This is a genomic window from Isoptericola luteus (genome assembly GCF_020297055.1).
Classification (GTDB): Bacteria; Actinomycetota; Actinomycetes; order Actinomycetales; family Cellulomonadaceae; genus Isoptericola; species Isoptericola luteus.
On sequence record NZ_JAIXCQ010000006.1, the window covers coordinates 106,013 to 123,019 of the forward strand.

Consider the following 17,007-nt stretch of genomic DNA (forward strand, 5'->3'; position numbering starts at 1 on the left):
TCCGCGCAGGTGGGAGCGGGAACTGGCGTCGTGCCGCGCGTTCGGTCAGGGTGGAGGCGATGACCGACGAGCGCGACGAGCAGGACCTTCACGTCCCGGACGGCGAGACCGCCGAGGCCGTCGGAACCGTCGAGGCCGGCGGAACCGGCGGGACTGGCGTGGCCGGAGGGCGCCGGGTCCCGCCGCGCTGGGTCCGCTGGACGCTCGTGGCCGTCGCGGCGCTGGTCGCGTCCGTCGTCTTCGGTCTCAGCACGGCGACGGCCGAGCTCGGGTTCGGGCCGCACGAGGCGATCTACGAGGTCGACAACGACGGAGTGGTCGCGCTCGACCTCGGCCCGCTCGGCACGCTGGAGATCGACGCGCCGCTGCCGCTCGGCCTCGGTGTCGACGTCACGGTCAAGGAGATCCCGGCCGACCTGACCACGGTGACCGCCGCGAACACCCTCGAGGCCCTCAGCCGGGACCTGCAGAGCTACCTGCAGTTCTTCTCGACACCGGACGTCGCCGTGCACAGCGTCGCCGTCGCACTGATCCAGAACGCGCTGTGGCGGACCGGTCTCGCCCTCGTGGTGCTCGCACTGGTCGCGCTCTGGCTGCGGTGGCTGCTCGGGCCCCGGCGCCGGGCCGAGCTCAGCACGGCGCTCGCGCCGCGCACGGGCGAGATCACGGCCGGTGTCGCGGTGGTCGCGCTCGTCGTCGGCACGATGTCAGCGGGCGGCATCGAGACGTCGTCGTCCGGCCGGACGGCCTCGCCCGTCTTCGCCGGCACGGCGCTCGAGGGTGCGCGCATCACCGGCCGGCTCGCCGGCGTGATCGACACCTACGGTGGTCAGCTCGTCTCGCTGTACCAGGACAACGAGGCGTTCTATGCCGCCGCGAACGACCAGCTGTCCAGGGCGTGGGACGTACGCCTCGGCGCCGAGACGGTGAGCGACGCGGCGGCCGACGGCAGGCTGTTCGCCTCGCCGGCCCCCACCGGGGAGGCCGCGGACGCCGAGGACGACGCGCCGACCGTGCTTCCCCCGCGCACCGCGCCCACGGGGGTGCCCGAAGAGGACCTGGTCACGCTCGTCGTCGTCTCCGACCTGCACTGCAACACCGGGATGACCCCCTTGATCGCCCAGACGATCGAACGCTCTGGGGCCGACGTCGTGCTCAACGCCGGCGACACGACCATGAACGGCACGTCGGTGGAGAAGGTCTGCGTCGACTCCTTCGCGTCCGCGGTGCCGCGCGGCGTCACGATGGTCGTGTCGGACGGGAACCACGACTCGCAGATCACGTCCCGCCAGGAGGCGGCGCACGGCCAGAAGATCCTCGACGGCGGGGTGATCGAGGTGGAGGGGCTGCGCATCCTCGGCGACCGGGACGCGCTGGAGACGCGTGTCGGCGGAGGGACGAACGTGGCCCGGGAGCGCACCCCGGCAGAGCAGGCGGCCGAGCTGGCCGCCACGGCGTGCGACGACGGCCAGGTGGACCTGCTGCTCGTCCACACCCCGCAGGTGGGGCTGGAGGGGCTCGAGTCCGGCTGCGTCCCGTTCCAGGTCTCGGGGCACACGCACGCCATGGCAGGCCCGGAGCAGGTGGGGCAGGGCATCCGGTACGTCAGCGCGTCGACCGCCGGCGCGGCGGCGAACCAGCCCACGGTGGGGCCGCTCAACGGGACGGCGGAGATGACGGTGCTGCGCTTCGACCCGGGGGCGCGGCGGATGGTCGACTGGCAGCTCGTGTCGATCACCCCCGACGGCGGTGCCACGGTCTCCGAGCGTCAGGAGGTGCCCGTGCCGGTCCCGGTCGACGACGAGGCGCTGTCGTCGTCCGTGGTGGTGGGCGACGCGCCGGAGGGTGAGGCGCCGGAGGGCACCACGTCGCCCTCCACGTCGCCCTCCGCGTCGCCCTCGCCGTAGGCTCGTGAGGTGCCCCCGCCCTCCCCGGAACCGTCGCTCGACCCCGACGAGCTGACCCCCGTCGCACAGGACTACCTCAAGGCCGTGTGGTCGGCCACGGAGTGGTCGGACGAGAGCGTCACCACCGGTCTGCTGGCCGACCGCCTCGGGGTGGGCCCGTCCACCGTCTCGGAGACCGTGCGGCGGCTCACCGCCCAGGGGCTGCTCGGCCACGAGCCGTATCGCGGGGTGTGGCTGACGGAGCTGGGGCGCCGGTACGCGCTGGTGATGGTGCGCCGCCACCGGGTGCTGGAGACCTGGCTGGTGCGCGAGCTCGGGTACGCCTGGGACGAGGTGCACGACGAGGCCGAGGTGCTGGAGCACGCGGTCTCCGACCGGCTCGTCGAGCGGATCGCCGCGCGCCTCGGCCACCCTGAGCGGGACCCGCACGGCGACCCGATCCCAGGACCGGACGGGCAGGTCGTGCGCCCGGCGGCCGTTCCCCTGGTCGACCTCGCGTCCGGTGCGCACGGCGTCGTCGCGCGCATCTCGGACGCCGATCCCGAGGCGCTGCGCTACCTCGCCGAGCTCGGCATCGACCTGGACGTCACGGTCGTCGTGACGGAGCGGCGCGAGTTCGCGGGCACCGTCGGGCTCGCCTGGGAACGGGACGGCGAGCAGGTCGCCGTGGACCTCGGGATGCTCGCGGCGTCACGGATCTGGGTGGTCCCCGCGTAGGCTGTCGGCGTTCCCCGACGACGTGCGCACGGTTCTTCGTGCCGCGTCGTCGAATCGTTTCGAGAGGCGTCGCGTGAATCGTCCCACCCCCGTGTCCCTGGCGCTGTTCGCCCTCGCGCTCGGCGGCTTCACCATCGGCACGACCGAGTTCGCCACCATGGGCCTGCTGCCCCAGATCGGCGCCGACCTGGGCGTGAGCGACCCCGTCGTCGGGCACGCGATCACCGCCTACGCCGTGGGCGTGGTCGTCGGCGCGCCGCTGCTGACCGTCGCGGCCGCCCGGATGTCACGCCGGCGCCTGCTCCTGGTGCTGATGGGGTGCTACACCATCGCGAACGTGCTCTCCGCGGCCGCGCCCGGCATCGAGTCGCTCGTGGCCGGCCGGTTCCTCGCCGGCCTGCCGCACGGCGCGTTCTTCGGCGTCGGCGCCGCGGTGGGCGCGGCCGTGGCGGGCCCGGGCCGGCGCGGGCACGCCGTGTCGATGATGATGACCGGACTCACGGTCGCGAACGTCATCGGTGTCCCGGTCTCCACCGCGGTCGGCCAGCAGCTCGGCTGGCGGGTCGCGTTCGTGCTCATCGGGGTGCTGGGCGCGGCCACGTTGCTCGGCATCTGGCGGTTCGTCCCGGACCACGGCGCGGTCGACTCGAGCGTGCGCCACGAGCTCGGCACCCTGCGCAACGGGCCGCTGTGGATCTCCTTCGCCGCCGGGGCCATCGGGTTCGGGGGGCTCTTCGCCGTCTACACCTACGTGGCGCCGACCGTCACGAAGGTCGCGGGCATGGCCGAGTCGGCCGTGCCCTGGGTGCTCGCCGTCTTCGGCGTCGGCATGACCGTCGGGACGCTGCTGGGTGGCCGGCTCGTGGACCGGAACGTGCTGCGCACCGTGGTCGGCGGGTTCGTCGCCACCGCGGCCTCCCTCGTCGTGTTCGCGCTCGTCGGGACGATGCCGGTGCCCGCCGTGCTCGCGCTCTTCGCACTGGGTGTCACGTCCCAGGTGCTCGGGCTGGCGATGCAGACCCGCCTGATGGACCTCTCGCCGCGGGCGCAGTCCCTCGGCGCGGCCCTGTGCCACTCGGCGCTGAACATCGGCAACGCCGGCGGCGCGTTCTTCGGCGGCCTCGTCATCGCCGCGGGCCAGGGCTACCTCGCGCCGGCCTGGGTCGGGCTGGCGCTCACGCTGGTCGGCCTGGCGATGGTGCTCGCGTTCGGCCGCCAGCGCGTCCCGCACCCCGGCTGAGCCGGAGGTGCAGCGCAGGGTGAGGGCCGAGGGACGAGGCACTCGCGCGCAGCGGAACCGCAGGTGCGGCCGGCGAAGGGTCCGCTGAGCCGGAGGTGCAGCGGGCGTCGCCCGGCCTGTCAGGAGGGTGCGGTACCGTCGCGCCGTGACCGAGAGCACGGTGAGTGACGGACCCTCCTCCGACGTCGACGGCAACGACGATCCCCAGCCCGGCGGCGTGCGCCCGCTGGCCTACCGCACCCTCGGCGTCCTGCTGACGGTGCTCGGCGGGATCGGCTTCGCCGGCTCGTTCTGGCTCTCCTACGAGAAGATCCAGAGCTTCGTCAACCCGGAGCGCGCGGCGAGCTGCACCATCAACATCTTCCTGTCGTGCAGCGACGCGATGGGGTCCTGGCAGGGCGCGCTGCTCGGGTTCCCGAACCCCTTCATCGGTCTGGCGGCGTTCCCGGTGGTGGTCACCACCGGGGTCGTGGTGCTGGCGGGGGTGCGCCTGCCGCGCTGGTACTGGCTGGGCCTGCTCGGCGGGTCGGTGCTGGGTCAGGCACTGATCTTCTTCCTCATGTGGACGAGCTTCTACGACCTGGTCAAGCTCTGCCCGGCCTGCCTGGTGGTGTGGACGATCATGTGGCCGCTGCTGTGGTTCCAGGTGGTCCACGCGGTCCAGGAGGGCCACCTGCCGGCGGGCGCTGGGCTGCGTCGTGCCGTCGTGGGCAACCGCGGGATCGTGCTGGTCATCGGCTACGTCGTGGCCGTGGGCTGGCTGCTGCTCGCCGTCGGGCCGGAGCTGTTCGCGTCCTTCTGACGCGGGCGGGGTGCGCGGATCGCCGAGAGGACCGTGGGCCGGGTGGTGCCCGCGAACCGCTCCGGCACCCGCCTGACCGGCCGGTAGACTCCGGCGGGTGAGCACGCCCGAGAACCCTGCACCCACCCAGTCCCCGACCGAGCCCGCGCACCGGTACACGCCGGCCCTCGCCGGGCGGATCGAGGAGCGGTGGCAGGACCTCTGGGAGGAGCGTGGCACGTTCTACGCCGCGAACCCTTCGGGGGCGCTGACCGACGGCGCGGGCGAGCACGCCGGCACCGGTCAGCCGTTCTTCATCATGGACATGTTCCCGTACCCCTCGGGGGCGGGCCTGCACGTGGGGCACCCGCTGGGCTACATCGCCACCGACGTCGTCGGGCGCTTCCGCATGATGTGCGGTGACAACGTCCTGCACGCCCTCGGGTACGACGCGTTCGGCCTGCCGGCCGAGCAGTACGCCGTGCAGACCGGGCAGCACCCCCGCACCACGACCGAGCAGAACATCGTCACGATGAAGCGCCAGCTGCGCCGCATGGGCCTGGCCCACGACGAGCGTCGGTCGTTCGCGACGATCGACCCGGAGTATGTGCGCTGGACGCAGTGGATCTTCCTGCAGATCTTCGACTCCTGGTACGACACGGACGCGAACCGGGCCCGGCGGATCAGCGAGCTGGAAGCCGAGTACGAGGCCGGGACGCGGGCGCTGCCGGACGGCCGGTCGTGGGCCGACCTGTCCGACGCCGAGCGGCGCGACGTGGTCGACGCCCAGCGCCTGGCGTACGTGGACGAGTCCCCGGTGAACTGGTGCCCGGGCCTGGGCACGGTGCTGGCGAACGAGGAGGTCACCGCCGACGGCCGCTCCGAGCGCGGCAACTACCCGGTGTTCACCAAGTCGCTGCGCCAGTGGAAGATGCGCATCACCGCGTACGCCGACCGCCTGACGGACGACCTGGAGCTCATCGACTGGCCCGAGAAGGTCAAGTCGATGCAGCGCAACTGGATCGGCCGCTCCACCGGCGCGAACGTCCGGTTCGACGTGGTGGGCGCCTCGGACCACGACGCGGCCGGAGCGGGCGCGCAGGTCGAGGTCTTCACCACCCGGCCGGACACGCTGTTCGGTGCCACGTTCATGGTGGTGGCCCCGGAGCACCCGCTGCTGGACGAGGTGCCCGCGGCCTGGCCGGACGGCACCCACGGGGTCTGGACCGGCGGGTACGCGACGCCGATCGAGGCCGTCGCGGCGTACCGCAGCGAGGCCGCGTCCAAGACCGCCGTCGAGCGGCAGGCGGACGCCGGCAAGAAGACCGGCGTCTTCACCGGCCACCTGGCGGTGAACCCGGTGAACGGGTCCACCGTCCCCGTGTTCACCGCCGACTACGTGCTGATGGGCTACGGCACCGGCGCCATCATGGCGGTGCCCGGCGGCGACCAGCGCGACTTCGACTTCGCCGAGGCGTTCGAGCTGCCCGTCGTCCACACCGTCGAGCCCGCGGGCGGGCTGCCGCCCGAGCACGTCGGCGCGTACACGGGCGACGGCGTGGCGGTGAACTCCACGAACGACGAGGTATCCCTGGACGGGCTGGGCGTGGCCGACGCCAAGGAGCGGATCGTCGCGTGGCTGGAGGCCAAGGGTGCCGGCGAGGGCACCACCACGTACCGCCTGCGCGACTGGCTGTTCAGCCGCCAGCGCTACTGGGGGGAGCCGTTCCCCATCCTGTGGGACGCGGACGAGCGCCCCGTCGCGGTTCCCGCCGACATGCTGCCCATCGACCTGCCCGACGTGCCCGACTACGCGCCGCGCACGTTCGAGCCGGACGACGTCGACTCGTCGCCCGAGGCGCCGCTGGGCCGCAACGACGACTGGGTGCACGTCACCCTGGACCTGGGCGACGGCCCGAAGCGGTACCGCCGCGACACCAACACCATGCCGAACTGGGCCGGCTCGTGCTGGTACTACCTGCGGTACCTGGACCCGACGGACGCCACTGACGGGCCCGCCGAGGGCACCGCCGTCGTCGACCCTGAGCTGGAGACGTACTGGCTGGGGCCGCGGCACAACGCGACGTCCGGTGCCGCGGGCGGCGTCGACCTGTACGTGGGCGGCGTCGAGCACGCCGTGCTGCACCTGCTGTACGCGCGGTTCTGGCACAAGGTGCTGCTGGACCTGGGCTACGTCACGTCGATCGAGCCGTTCGGCACCCTGTTCAACCAGGGCTACATCCAGGCCTACGCGTTCGTCGACGACCGGGGCCAGCACGTGCCCGCGGCCGAGGTGGCCGAGGGGCCGGGGCCCGACGGCGAGCCGCAGTACACCTGGAACGGCCAGGTGGTGCAGCGCGAGTACGGCAAGATGGGCAAGTCGCTCAAGAACGTCGTCACGCCGGACGAGATGTACGAGCAGTACGGCGCCGACACGTTCCGCGTGTACGAGATGTCGATGGGACCGCTGGACCTGTCGCGCCCCTGGGAGACGCGCGCCGTCGTCGGCTCCCAGCGCTTCCTGCAGCGGCTGTGGCGCAACGTCGTGGACGAGGAGACCGGCGAGGTCACCGTGACCGACGACGCGCCCGACGCCGCGACCCTGCGGGCGATGCACCGCGCCGTCGCCGACGTGCGCGTCGAGATGGAGCACATGCGGCCCAACACGGCGATCGCCAAGCTCATCACGTACAACAACCACCTGACGGGCCTGGACCGTGTGCCGCGCTCCGCCGTCGAGCCGCTCGTGCTCATGGTCGCGCCCATCGCCCCGCACATCGCGGAGGAGCTGTGGCACCGGCTGGGGCACGACGCCTCGCTCGCCCGTGAGCCGTTCCCGGTCGCCGACGAGCAGTACCTGGTCGAGGACACCGTGACCTGCGTCGTGCAGGTCAAGGGCAAGGTGCGCGGCCGGATCGAGGTCTCGCCGTCCGTCTCGGACGCCGACCTGGAGGCCGCGGCGCTCGCCGAGCCGAACGTGGTGCGGGCGATCGACGGCGCACCGGTGCGCAAGGTGATCGTGCGCGCGCCCAAGCTCGTCAACATCGTCGTCTAGGTTGTCCACGAGCCGTCTGGAGGGTGCCCTCGCGCGCAGCGAGGGCGCCTTCGGCACGCCCGCGCTGGCGCTCCTGCACCGCAAGGAGGGCCCGCTCGTCGTCGCCGTCCTGTCGCTGATCTTCACGCCCGGTCGTTCGCGGGTGGCCACGGAGCAGATGCACGTCGAGGTGGAGGACCTGCTCGCCGAGGCGCGCTCCGGCGACCGCGACGTGCCCGACGGGCCCGCGCGCGCCCTGTGCTCACGCTGGGTGGCGGGGCGCTGGCTGGTGCGTTCGCTCGACGACGAGGGCGTCGAGCAGTACCAGGTGAGCTCGCACGCCGCGGAGGCGCTGGCGTTCGTCGACCGGACCCAGGGCTCGCGGTCGCTGGTGAGCGAGTCTCGGATCCGCACGCTGCTGGTGGCTCTCGACGGGCTGGCCCGGGACGCACGCCCCGACCGGGCCTCGCAGCAGGCGGCGCTGCGCGAGCAGATCGCACGGTCCCGCGACGAGGTCGCGCGCGCCGAGGCGGAGCTGGCGCGGCTGGAGGCGGGCGGCCCCGTCACGCAGGTCCCGACGGACCGCCTGGTGGAGCAGCTCGACAACGTCGCGTCCCTCGTCCGCGAGCTCCCGGCGGACTTCGCACGCGTCGTGGAGTCGATCGCCGAGCTGCAGCGTGCCATCGTCACGAGCCTGCGGCAGGACGAGCGCGCCACGGGGGAGGTGCTGGGCGACTATCTCGACGCGTCGGAGCACCTCATGCGCCGCACCCCGGAGGGCCGGGCGTTCGCTGGCGCGATGGAGGTGCTGCGCGACCCGCAGCTGCTGGCCCAGGTGGACGACGGCGTCCGCGCGGTGCTGTCCCACCCGTTCGCGGCCGACGTGCCCGAGGACCGGCGCGAGGCGGTGCGTGCCCTCTACGGGCAGCTGCTCACGGCGGTCGACGCCGTCCTCGACGCGCAGGCCCGGGCCTCGCGCACCATCACGCAGCAGCTGCGGGTGCACAACCCGCTGCGCGACCGCGAGCTCGACGCCGCCCTGCGCGAGGCGACGGCGGCGATGGCCCAGTGGTTCCCGGCGTCCGCGCGCGCCGCCCGGGTCGAGCCGCTGCGGTGGTTCGAGCGGGCCCGGCTCGGCCGGTTCCGCGACCAGCTGCACGACCTGCGTCCTGAGACGCCGCCCGAGGCCCTGCGTGAGCAGCACGACCTCGACGACCACGACGCGGGCAGCCCGCTGGCGACGCTGCGCGGCATGGGCGGCCCGCGCTACGCGGAGACGACGGCGCACGTGGCGCGCATGCTGGCCGCGCGCGGGACGGCGAGCGCCGACGAGGCGTTCGCCTCCGCGCCCGTCGAGCTGCGGCGGCCCGTGGAGCTGCTCGGCTACCTGGAGCTGGCGGCTCCCGACGCGCTGGACGAGGTGCTGGCGGCCGGGGACGTGCCCGCGGACCGGGTGCGGCGGGTGACGACGGTGCGCGCGGACGGCACCACGCGCGACCTGGCGCTGCCGCTGGTGCGGCTCGAGGTCGGCGACGACGCTCCGGGCGCCCGGGCGGAGACGCCGGCGAACATCAGGGACGAGGGGGAGGCATGACCGAGGTGTCCGAGGTGGACCACGACGCGGCGCACGACACGGCACAGGTCGCGATGCACGAAGACCACACCGGCGCGCCGCCCGCGGCGCCGCCCGGGCCCCCGACGTTCGTCGAGCCGGAGGCCGTCGAGGCCGACGTCACCACCCTGTTCGCGGGGGACACCGGCGTGCTGCCGTACCAGGCGCGCCGGGCGCTCGCGCTCGTGCTGCAGCGGCGCTACCTGTCGGCCGCCGGTCACCCCGCCGAGTGGAAGGCGCTGCTCGCGCACCAGGGAGTGCTCGCGTCGCGCTGCCACGATCTCTTCGTCGAGCTGGTGGTGGACCGCGACTACGAGATCGCCTACAAGCGTCAGGTGCGCGAGGCAGGGCTGAGCATCCCCGTGCTGCTCAAGGACGAGCCGTACAAGCGCATCGAGACGCTTCTCATGCTGTTCGCCCGCAACCGGTTCCGTCAGGAGCAGGGCGTCGGCGAGCGTGCGGCGTACGTGGACGCCGAGGAGCTCGTGGACTACGCCCTCGGATTCCTCGCGCAGGACGAGACCAATCTCGCCGGCCGCCGTCGGGAGATCGACAACGCGGTCGCGTCGCTGGTGCGGGAGCACGTGCTCGACGAGGTCGCGCAGGGCCGGTACCGGGTGGAGCCCGTGGTCGAGATCCTGCTGCCGGTCGAGCGGCTGCGCGAGCTGACCGCCTGGCTGCGCGACCCCTCGCCGTCCGGTCCGGGCTCGCCCCACACGACCGACCGCGCCGGTGAGGCGGACGAGGCCGACGAGACCCACGACGCCGACGACGGCTCGGACGCCGTCGACGAGGACGAGGAGGCCACGGCGTGACCGTCACGGGCACGAGCACGACGTCAGAGGCCGCTGCCGCCGCGCCCCGGATGCAGCAGTCGCTGTTCGGGCTGATCCCCACGGCGTCGGACGGGCGCCAGTGGGTGGCGCACTCGATGCAGCTCGTCAACTGGGGCGGGTACCACGGGCACCACGAGGTGCGGTTCGCGGGGACGACGACGCTGCTCACGGGCGCGTCCGGCTCGGGGAAGTCCACGCTGCTGGACGCGTACATCGCGCTGATGATGAGCCACACCACGCCGTTCAACGGTGCGTCGAACGGGGCCACCAGCGGGCGCGCCCGGGGGCAGGAGCAGCGCAACGTCGTCTCGTACGCCCGCGGCAAGCTCGACGAGCAGCGCACCGGTGCGGCGACGTCGAAGGACCGGGTGCTGCGCGGCGAGACGTCGGACACGTGGTCGGCGATCGCGATGACCTGGTCGTCCCAGGCCGGCGAGCGGATCACCGCCTTGCGCGCCTGGTACGTGCCGCGGGGCGCGAGCCGGGCGGACGAGACGACGCCGGTGCGCGCCGTCGTCGACGCGGACTTCGACGCGCGGCGGCTCGAGCCGCTCGCGGCGCAGCGCTTCGGCCGGGCGGGGCTCTCGGCCGCCGGGCTGACGACGTTCGACACCGACAAGGCGTTCGCCACGCGGCTGCACGCGGCGCTCGGCATCGGCGCCGCCGGGGACGGCGACACGGCGATGCAGCTGCTCGGCCGCATCCAGGCGGGGCAGCAGATCACCACGGTCGACGCCCTGTACAAGGCGATGGTGCTCTCGGCGCCCGAGACGATCCGCATCGCCGATCGCGCCGTCGCGCACTTCGACGAGCTGAGCGAGGTGCGGCACGAGATGGACACCGCGCAGCGTCAGGTCGACGTGCTGCGCCCGATGCTGGACCACCGCGCGGCGATCGACGCCGCGGTCCAGGCCCGCCGCGTCGTCGAGGACCTCGGGCTCGACGCCGCCGGCGCCGCCGTCGCCACCCCGGGCTCGCAGGGCGACGGGGGCCCGCGGGGTGGGTCGCCCACGCCGTTCACGGCCTGGCGCGACCGCACCCAGCTCGACCTGCTGCGCGACGCGGAGACGCACAACCGCACCCAGCACCGCGCGGCCGCCGAGCGGGTCGCCGTCGCCGAGCAACGGATCGCCGCCGCGGAGGCCGAGCTCGAGCAGGTCCGGGCCGACCAGCGCAAGAACGGCGGCGACGCGATCGAGGCGGCGGAGCGCGACGTGCGCGAGGCCGAGCGCGGTCTCGCCGACGCGCGGCGCGCCCGGGCGGAGCTGGAGGGTCAGGTCGCGCCGCTCGAGCGCGACGTCTCCACCCGGCGTGACCTGGAGCGGCTGCACGCCGACGCACGCCGGTACCGCGACGAGCGCGACCGGCACACGGACGCGCTGTCCGAGGCGGTGCTCGACGCGAGCACCCGGGAGAAGGTGGCCGCCCAGGCGCTCGCGGAGCTGGAGCGTGAGGCCGCCTCGCTGCGCGACCGCAAGGGCAACGTCCCGCGCGAGCTGCACGAGGCGCGCGTGGCCCTCGCCCGGGCGTCAGGGTTGCGCGTGGAGGACCTGCCGTTCGTCGGCGAGCTGCTCGAGGTCCGCGGGGAGTACGAGCCGTGGCGGGAGGCCGCCGGCCTCGCGCTCGGCGGCTTCGCGCTGACGCTGCTCGTCGACGAGGACCGGCTGTCGGGGTTCCGCACGGCGATCGACGACGTGCCGTCGGCGGTGCGGCTCCGGTTCGAGGGCGTGCCCACCGGCCTGCCGCTGTACGAGGAGACGGACCGTTCGCTGCTGGGCGGGCGGCTCGAGATCAAGGCGGGGCCGTTCGGCGGCTGGCTCGCGGGCCGGCTCGCCGAGCGGTTCGCGTACGTCTGCGTGGACGACCCGGCCGACCTGGCCCGGCACGACCTCGCCCTCACGCGCACCGGCCAGACCACCGAGGGCCGCCGCGGCGCCCACGGCGGCCGGGGCCGCGCGTCCGCGCTGGGCTTCAGCAACCACCGCCGGCTCGAGAAGCTGGTGGACGACGTCGCCGCCGCGCGCACCGAGCTGCGGCTCGCCACCGAGACGCTGGCGGGGGCGCGTCTGCGGCAGAAGGGCGAGGCCGACCACTTCGTCGCCTACAGCCAGGCGCTGCGCGTGGGGTGGGACGACATCGACGTGGCCGGGGCCGAGGCCAGGGCCGCCGAGCGCCGCGAACGGCTCGGGGCGCTGGTCGCGGGCTCCGACGTCCTGCGCGCGCTCAAGGCCGACGAGGACGCGCTGCGCGCCCGGCTCACCGAGCTCTACCGGGAGCGCGCCGAGGGACAGAACCGGGTGACCGAGCTCGGCGCCACCTGGGAGCAGCTCAGCGACCAGGTGGACCAGGTCGCGGACGCCGTCGAGCGGGCGGACGAGGACGGCGTCGCCCCCAGCCCCGAGCAGGAGCGGCACCTGGGCGAGCTCATGGCCGCCGTGGGCTGGTCCGGGGCGGTCGCGACGTCCGGGGGCGGCGGGCTCGCCGACCTCACGACCGCGGTGTCCGCCGTCGAACGTGAGCTGCGGCACGACCTGGACGCGGCCGACGACGCCGAGCGCAACGCCCGTGCGGCGCTGGCGGCGCTGTTCGAGCGGTTCAACGACACGTGGCCGGACCCGAACCGCGGGGCCGACCCCGACGCGTCGTACGAGGACTTCCTGCGGATCTTCTCCGAGCTGGAGTTCGCCCAGCTGTACCGGCTGCGGGGCAAGTGGTCGGCGCACCTGCGCCAGATGTCGGGCGACCAGCTCACCCGGTTGAACAACGGGATCGCCCAGGCGGTCGCGGAGATCCGGGACCGGATGGAGCCCGTCAACACCATCCTCGCCACGCTGCCGTTCCGCGACGGCGAGCACCGGCTGCGCATCACCGCCACGCCCGCGGAGGGGCAGGACGTCGCGTCGTTCCGCCGCCAGCTGCGCGAGCTGGCGACGACGCCCGCGGGGGACGTGCCGATGGCCGAGCACGAGCGCCGATACGCGCGCATGTCGCGGCTCATCGACCGGATCCGCCCGGACAGCCCGGAGCGTCGCCGGCTGGTGGACGTGCGCGACCAGGTACGCATCAGCGCGGAGTGCGTCGACGTCGAGGGCAACCACGTGAGCGTCTACGACCACATCGCCGGCAAGTCCGGCGGGGAGTCGCAGGAGCTCGTGGCGTTCATCGTCGGCGCGGCGCTGCGCTACCAGCTCGGCGACGCCGGCGCCGAGCGCCCGCGCTACGCCCCCGTGTTCCTCGACGAGGCGTTCATCAAGGCGGACGCCCGGTTCGCCGGCCGTGCGGTGGGCGCGTGGCGAGGGCTGGGCTTCCAGCTCGTCGTCGGCGCGCCGCTGGACAAGGTGAGCGCGCTGGAGCCGCACGCCGACGTCGTCCTGCAGGCCGTCAAGGACGCGACCGGCCGCTCACGGCTGGTGACGCTCGTCGGCTAGGCGCTCATCCGCGGGTGACCCACACGAACCGCGTCCGCACCTCCGCCTTGGTGACGGGAACCAGGCGGATGCGCCCCGTCGTCGGACGATCGACCGACACCTTGCGCGTGCGCCACGCCTTGGTGCTGGACCTGGCGTCGACCGTGCCCGCGTACCGCTTGCCCACGTAGACCTTCATGCGCCCGGCGTCGGGGCCGGTGCGCACGGACAGGCGGATGGTCCGCGCCCTCTCGTAGGAGTACCTCGTCCGGGTGGAGAGCGAGGCGGAGTTCCGCGTGCTCACCACGGCGTAGGCGTGCTGGTGGGCAGCACCCTGGATGACGGACTTGTTGACGTCGAAGTTCAGTATCGGGACGAGCGGGGCGTTCGTGCACTGGGTCTTGGACCACGCGCTCTTGTTCCCGGCGGCGTCGCGGGCGCGGACCCGGATGCAGAGCTCGCCGCCGTCGTACAGAAGGCCGCGGTAGGAGCGTGTCCCGGCGGAGCGCCAGGTCTTTCCCACGGTCGACCACCCGCTCAGCGCCTCCCGCTCGCCGGCGACGCGGGTCTGGATCTGGTAACCCGTCACCCCGCGGCTGTCCCGCGACTTCGTCCATGTCGCGCGCGGCTTCCAGGCGTACAGTCCGGCGAAGTCCGGGCCCTTCGGGTCGAGCCAGCGCTCGAGGCTGACGACCGGGCGGGTCGGGGCGGTGCGGTCGGCGGCATGGGCCGACGGCGCCGCAACCAGCGCACCGGTCAGCGCGACGGCGAGGCTCAGGAAGAACCCTGCGGCACGGCGGTGGACGGGGCGGCGGGGCTCGGTGCTCGACACGGTGCTCATGAATCTCCAGTGTCCGGCGATGGGTCGAGCCGGAGCATATCGGGACATCCCGCCCCGCACCGGGTGAAGTCCGGGGTCTTCTCGGGCCACCGGCGGGTGCGGGAGGACCGCCGCTGCGACCGGCGGTGGGCGGGGCCCCGTGTATAGGGTCGGGACGTGACCGAGAACACCCCGCTGATCAGCAGCCCGGAGCACTCCGTCGAAGGGTTCGTGCGCGAGTTCATGCGCGAGCTGAACTTCTCCCAGGGCACCGTCCTGGAGCGGTCGACGGTGAACGACGAGTACCTGGCCCTCGCCCGCACGGTGCGCCACTACCTCATGGCGCAGTGGATGGAGACGACCGTCGACCACTACCGCGCGCAGCCCAAGGCCGTGGCCTACCTGTCCGCCGAGTACCTGCTGGGGCGCCAGCTCGACAACGCGCTCATCGCCACGGACCTGGTCGAGATCGCGACCGAGGCCCTGGCGAGCCTCGGGCTCGACCTCGCCGACCTGCGCGAGGCGGAGGTGGAGCCCGGCCTCGGCAACGGCGGCCTGGGCCGGCTCGCGGCCTGCTTCATCGACTCGCTGGCCACGATGAGCGTGCCCGCCATCGGCTACGGGATCCGGTACGAGTACGGGATCTTCCGGCAGACGTTCGCGGACGGCCGCCAGGTCGAGGAGCCGGACAACTGGCTCGAGTACGGCTCGCCGTGGGAGTTCGCGCACCCCGAGCACGAGGTCACGGTCGGCTTCGGCGGCCACACCGAGAAGTACACGGACGACGACGGCGTCGAGCGGTCGCGGTGGGTGCCGGGCTGGCGGGTGCTGGGCGTGCCGCACAACTACATGGTGCCCGGCTACCGCAACGGCCGCGTCAACACGCTGCGGCTCTGGAGCGCGCGGGCGACGCACGCGTTCGACCTCAAGATCTTCAACTACGGCGACTACGCGGAGGCGGTCCGCTCCCAGACGTTCGCGGAGAACATCTCCAAGGTGCTGTACCCGGAGGACTCCACGCCGCAGGGCAAGGAGCTGCGGCTGCAGCAGCAGTACTTCTTCGTGGCCTGCTCCATCCGCGACTTCATCGACCAGCTCCTGCCGCGCGGCTTCGACCTCCACCGGCTGCCGGAACGCATCGTGTTCCAGCTCAACGACACGCACCCGGTGATCGGGATCCCGGAGCTCATGCGCGTGCTGGTGGACGAGCACGGCTTCGAGTGGGACGACGCCTGGGACGTCACCCGCCGCTGCTTCGCCTACACCTGTCACACGCTGCTGCCGGAGGCGCTCGAGGTGTGGCCGGTCGAGCTGATGGGGCGCCTGCTGCCGCGGCACCTGGAGATCATCTACCGGATCAACGACGAGTTCCTCGCCGACGTGCGCGAGCGCTCGGGTGGTGACGAGCTGCTGGTGCGCCGGATGTCGATCATCGCGGAGCACCCGGAGCGGGCCGTGCGCATGGCGTACCTGGCGACGGTCGGCGGGGCCAGGGTCAACGGCGTCGCCGAGCTGCACTCGCAGCTGCTCCGGGACAAGGTGCTGGCGGACTTCGCGTCGTTCTTCCCGGAGAAGTTCACCAACGTCACGAACGGCGTGACGCCCCGCCGGTTCGTCAAGCTCGCCAACCCGGGGCTGTCCGGGCTGATCACCGAGGCGATCGGCGACGGCTGGGTCACCGACCTCGACCGCCTGCGCGAGCTGGAGCCCCTGGCGGAGGACGCGGAGTTCCGCCGGCGGTTCCGCGAGGTCAAGGCGGCGAACAAGGACCGCCTCGTCGACCTGCTGCGCCGCCGCGACGGCATCGAGATCGACCCGTCGACGATGCTCGACGTGATGGTCAAGCGCCTGCACGAGTACAAGCGCCAGCTCCTCAAGCTGCTGCACGTGGTCACCGTCTACGACCGGATCACCACCGGCGAGCTGGCGGTCGCGGGCGTCACCCCGCGCACCGTCGTTTTCGGTGCCAAGGCCGCCCCCGGGTACGTCATGGCCAAGCAGATCATCGCCCTGATCAACCACGTGGGCGCGGTGGTGAACTCCCACCCGGAGGTCTCGGGCGTCCTGCGCGTGGCGTTTCCCGCCAACTACAACGTCACGGTCGCGGAGACGCTCGTGCCCGCGGCCGACCTCTCCGAGCAGATCTCGCTCGCCGGCAAGGAGGCGTCCGGCACGGGCAACATGAAGTTCGCCCTCAACGGTGCGCTGACCATCGGCACCGACGACGGAGCGAACGTGGAGATCCGCAAGCTCGTGGGCGACGACAACTTCTTCCTGTTCGGGCTAACGGAGCCGGAGGCCAGCGCGATCGCGGAGCGGGGCTACCGCCCGACGTCGTACTACGAGGAGAACGAGTCGCTGCGCCGTGCGCTCCACCTCATCGCGACGGGCGTGTTCTCCCACGGCGACCGGTCGACGTTCGAGCCGGTCGTGTCCAACCTGCTGGGCGAGGACCGCTTCATGGTCCTCGCGGACTACCAGTCGTACCTCGACGCCCAGGAGCGCGTGGACGCCGCGTACGCCGACCCGGAGGCGTGGAGCAGGTCCGCCGTGCTGAACGTGGCCCGGTCCGGGTTCTTCTCCTCCGACCGGTCGATGCGTGACTACCTCGAGCGGATCTGGCACGCCGAGCCGCTGCCGAGCTCCTGACCGC

10 protein-coding genes are annotated in these 17,007 nt (G+C 73.2%); 9 read left to right on the forward strand and 1 reads right to left on the reverse strand.

The annotated features are described in order from the left end of the window. The first annotated feature begins 59 nt into the window (after nt 1–59). The 8 genes from LEP48_RS10365 to LEP48_RS10400 all read left to right on the forward strand — a co-directional run bounded on the left by LEP48_RS10365 (nt 60) and on the right by LEP48_RS10400 (nt 13,555). Nucleotides 60–1,907, forward strand: coding sequence for a metallophosphoesterase family protein (locus LEP48_RS10365; protein ID WP_225565519.1), 1,848 nt, complete (start codon nt 60–62; stop codon nt 1,905–1,907). 9 nt (nt 1,908–1,916) lie between these two features. Further along, complete coding sequence (locus LEP48_RS10370; protein WP_225565520.1) at nt 1,917–2,624, forward strand: metal-dependent transcriptional regulator; 708 nt, start codon at nt 1,917–1,919, stop codon at nt 2,622–2,624. Nucleotides 2,625–2,697: 73 nt separating this feature from the next. Continuing rightward, nucleotides 2,698–3,864: an MFS transporter gene (locus tag LEP48_RS10375; RefSeq protein ID WP_225565521.1), complete on the forward strand. Its 1,167-nt coding sequence runs from the start codon at nt 2,698–2,700 to the stop codon at nt 3,862–3,864. A 145-nt stretch (nt 3,865–4,009) separates the two neighbouring features. Then, entirely contained in the window at nt 4,010–4,666 is a 657-nt protein-coding gene (locus tag LEP48_RS10380; RefSeq protein ID WP_225565522.1) for a vitamin K epoxide reductase family protein, read from the forward strand. Nucleotides 4,667–4,763: 97 nt separating this feature from the next. Next, nucleotides 4,764–7,700 carry a leucine--tRNA ligase gene (leuS, locus tag LEP48_RS10385; protein ID WP_225565523.1) on the forward strand — a complete coding sequence of 979 codons (2,937 nt, stop codon included), beginning with the start codon at nt 4,764–4,766 and terminating at the stop codon, nt 7,698–7,700. A 1-nt stretch (nt 7,701) separates the two neighbouring features. Beyond that, on the forward strand, nt 7,702–9,273 hold the full coding sequence (locus tag LEP48_RS10390; protein ID WP_225565524.1) for a DUF3375 domain-containing protein: 1,572 nt from the start codon (nt 7,702–7,704) through the stop codon (nt 9,271–9,273). Further along, nucleotides 9,270–10,106 (forward strand): DUF4194 domain-containing protein, encoded by an 837-nt coding sequence (locus tag LEP48_RS10395; protein ID WP_225565525.1) that lies wholly within the window; start codon nt 9,270–9,272, stop codon nt 10,104–10,106. The genes LEP48_RS10390 and LEP48_RS10395 overlap by 4 nt, the downstream gene beginning before the upstream one ends. After that, nucleotides 10,103–13,555 carry an ATP-binding protein gene (locus LEP48_RS10400; protein ID WP_308010004.1) on the forward strand — a complete coding sequence of 1,151 codons (3,453 nt, stop codon included), beginning with the start codon at nt 10,103–10,105 and terminating at the stop codon, nt 13,553–13,555. The genes LEP48_RS10395 and LEP48_RS10400 overlap by 4 nt, the downstream gene beginning before the upstream one ends. 4 nt (nt 13,556–13,559) lie before the next feature. On the opposite strand, the gene LEP48_RS10405 is transcribed toward LEP48_RS10400, so the two are convergent. Then, nucleotides 13,560–14,375, reverse strand: a complete 816-nt coding sequence (locus tag LEP48_RS10405; RefSeq protein WP_225565526.1) for a hypothetical protein — start codon at nt 14,373–14,375, stop codon at nt 13,560–13,562. Nucleotides 14,376–14,531: 156 nt separating this feature from the next. Between LEP48_RS10405 and LEP48_RS10410 the strand changes: the two genes are divergently transcribed. Then, a complete protein-coding gene (locus tag LEP48_RS10410) occupies nt 14,532–17,003 on the forward strand; it encodes a glycogen/starch/alpha-glucan phosphorylase (protein ID WP_225565527.1) in 2,472 nt (823 codons plus the stop codon). Nucleotides 17,004–17,007 lie beyond the last annotated feature (4 nt).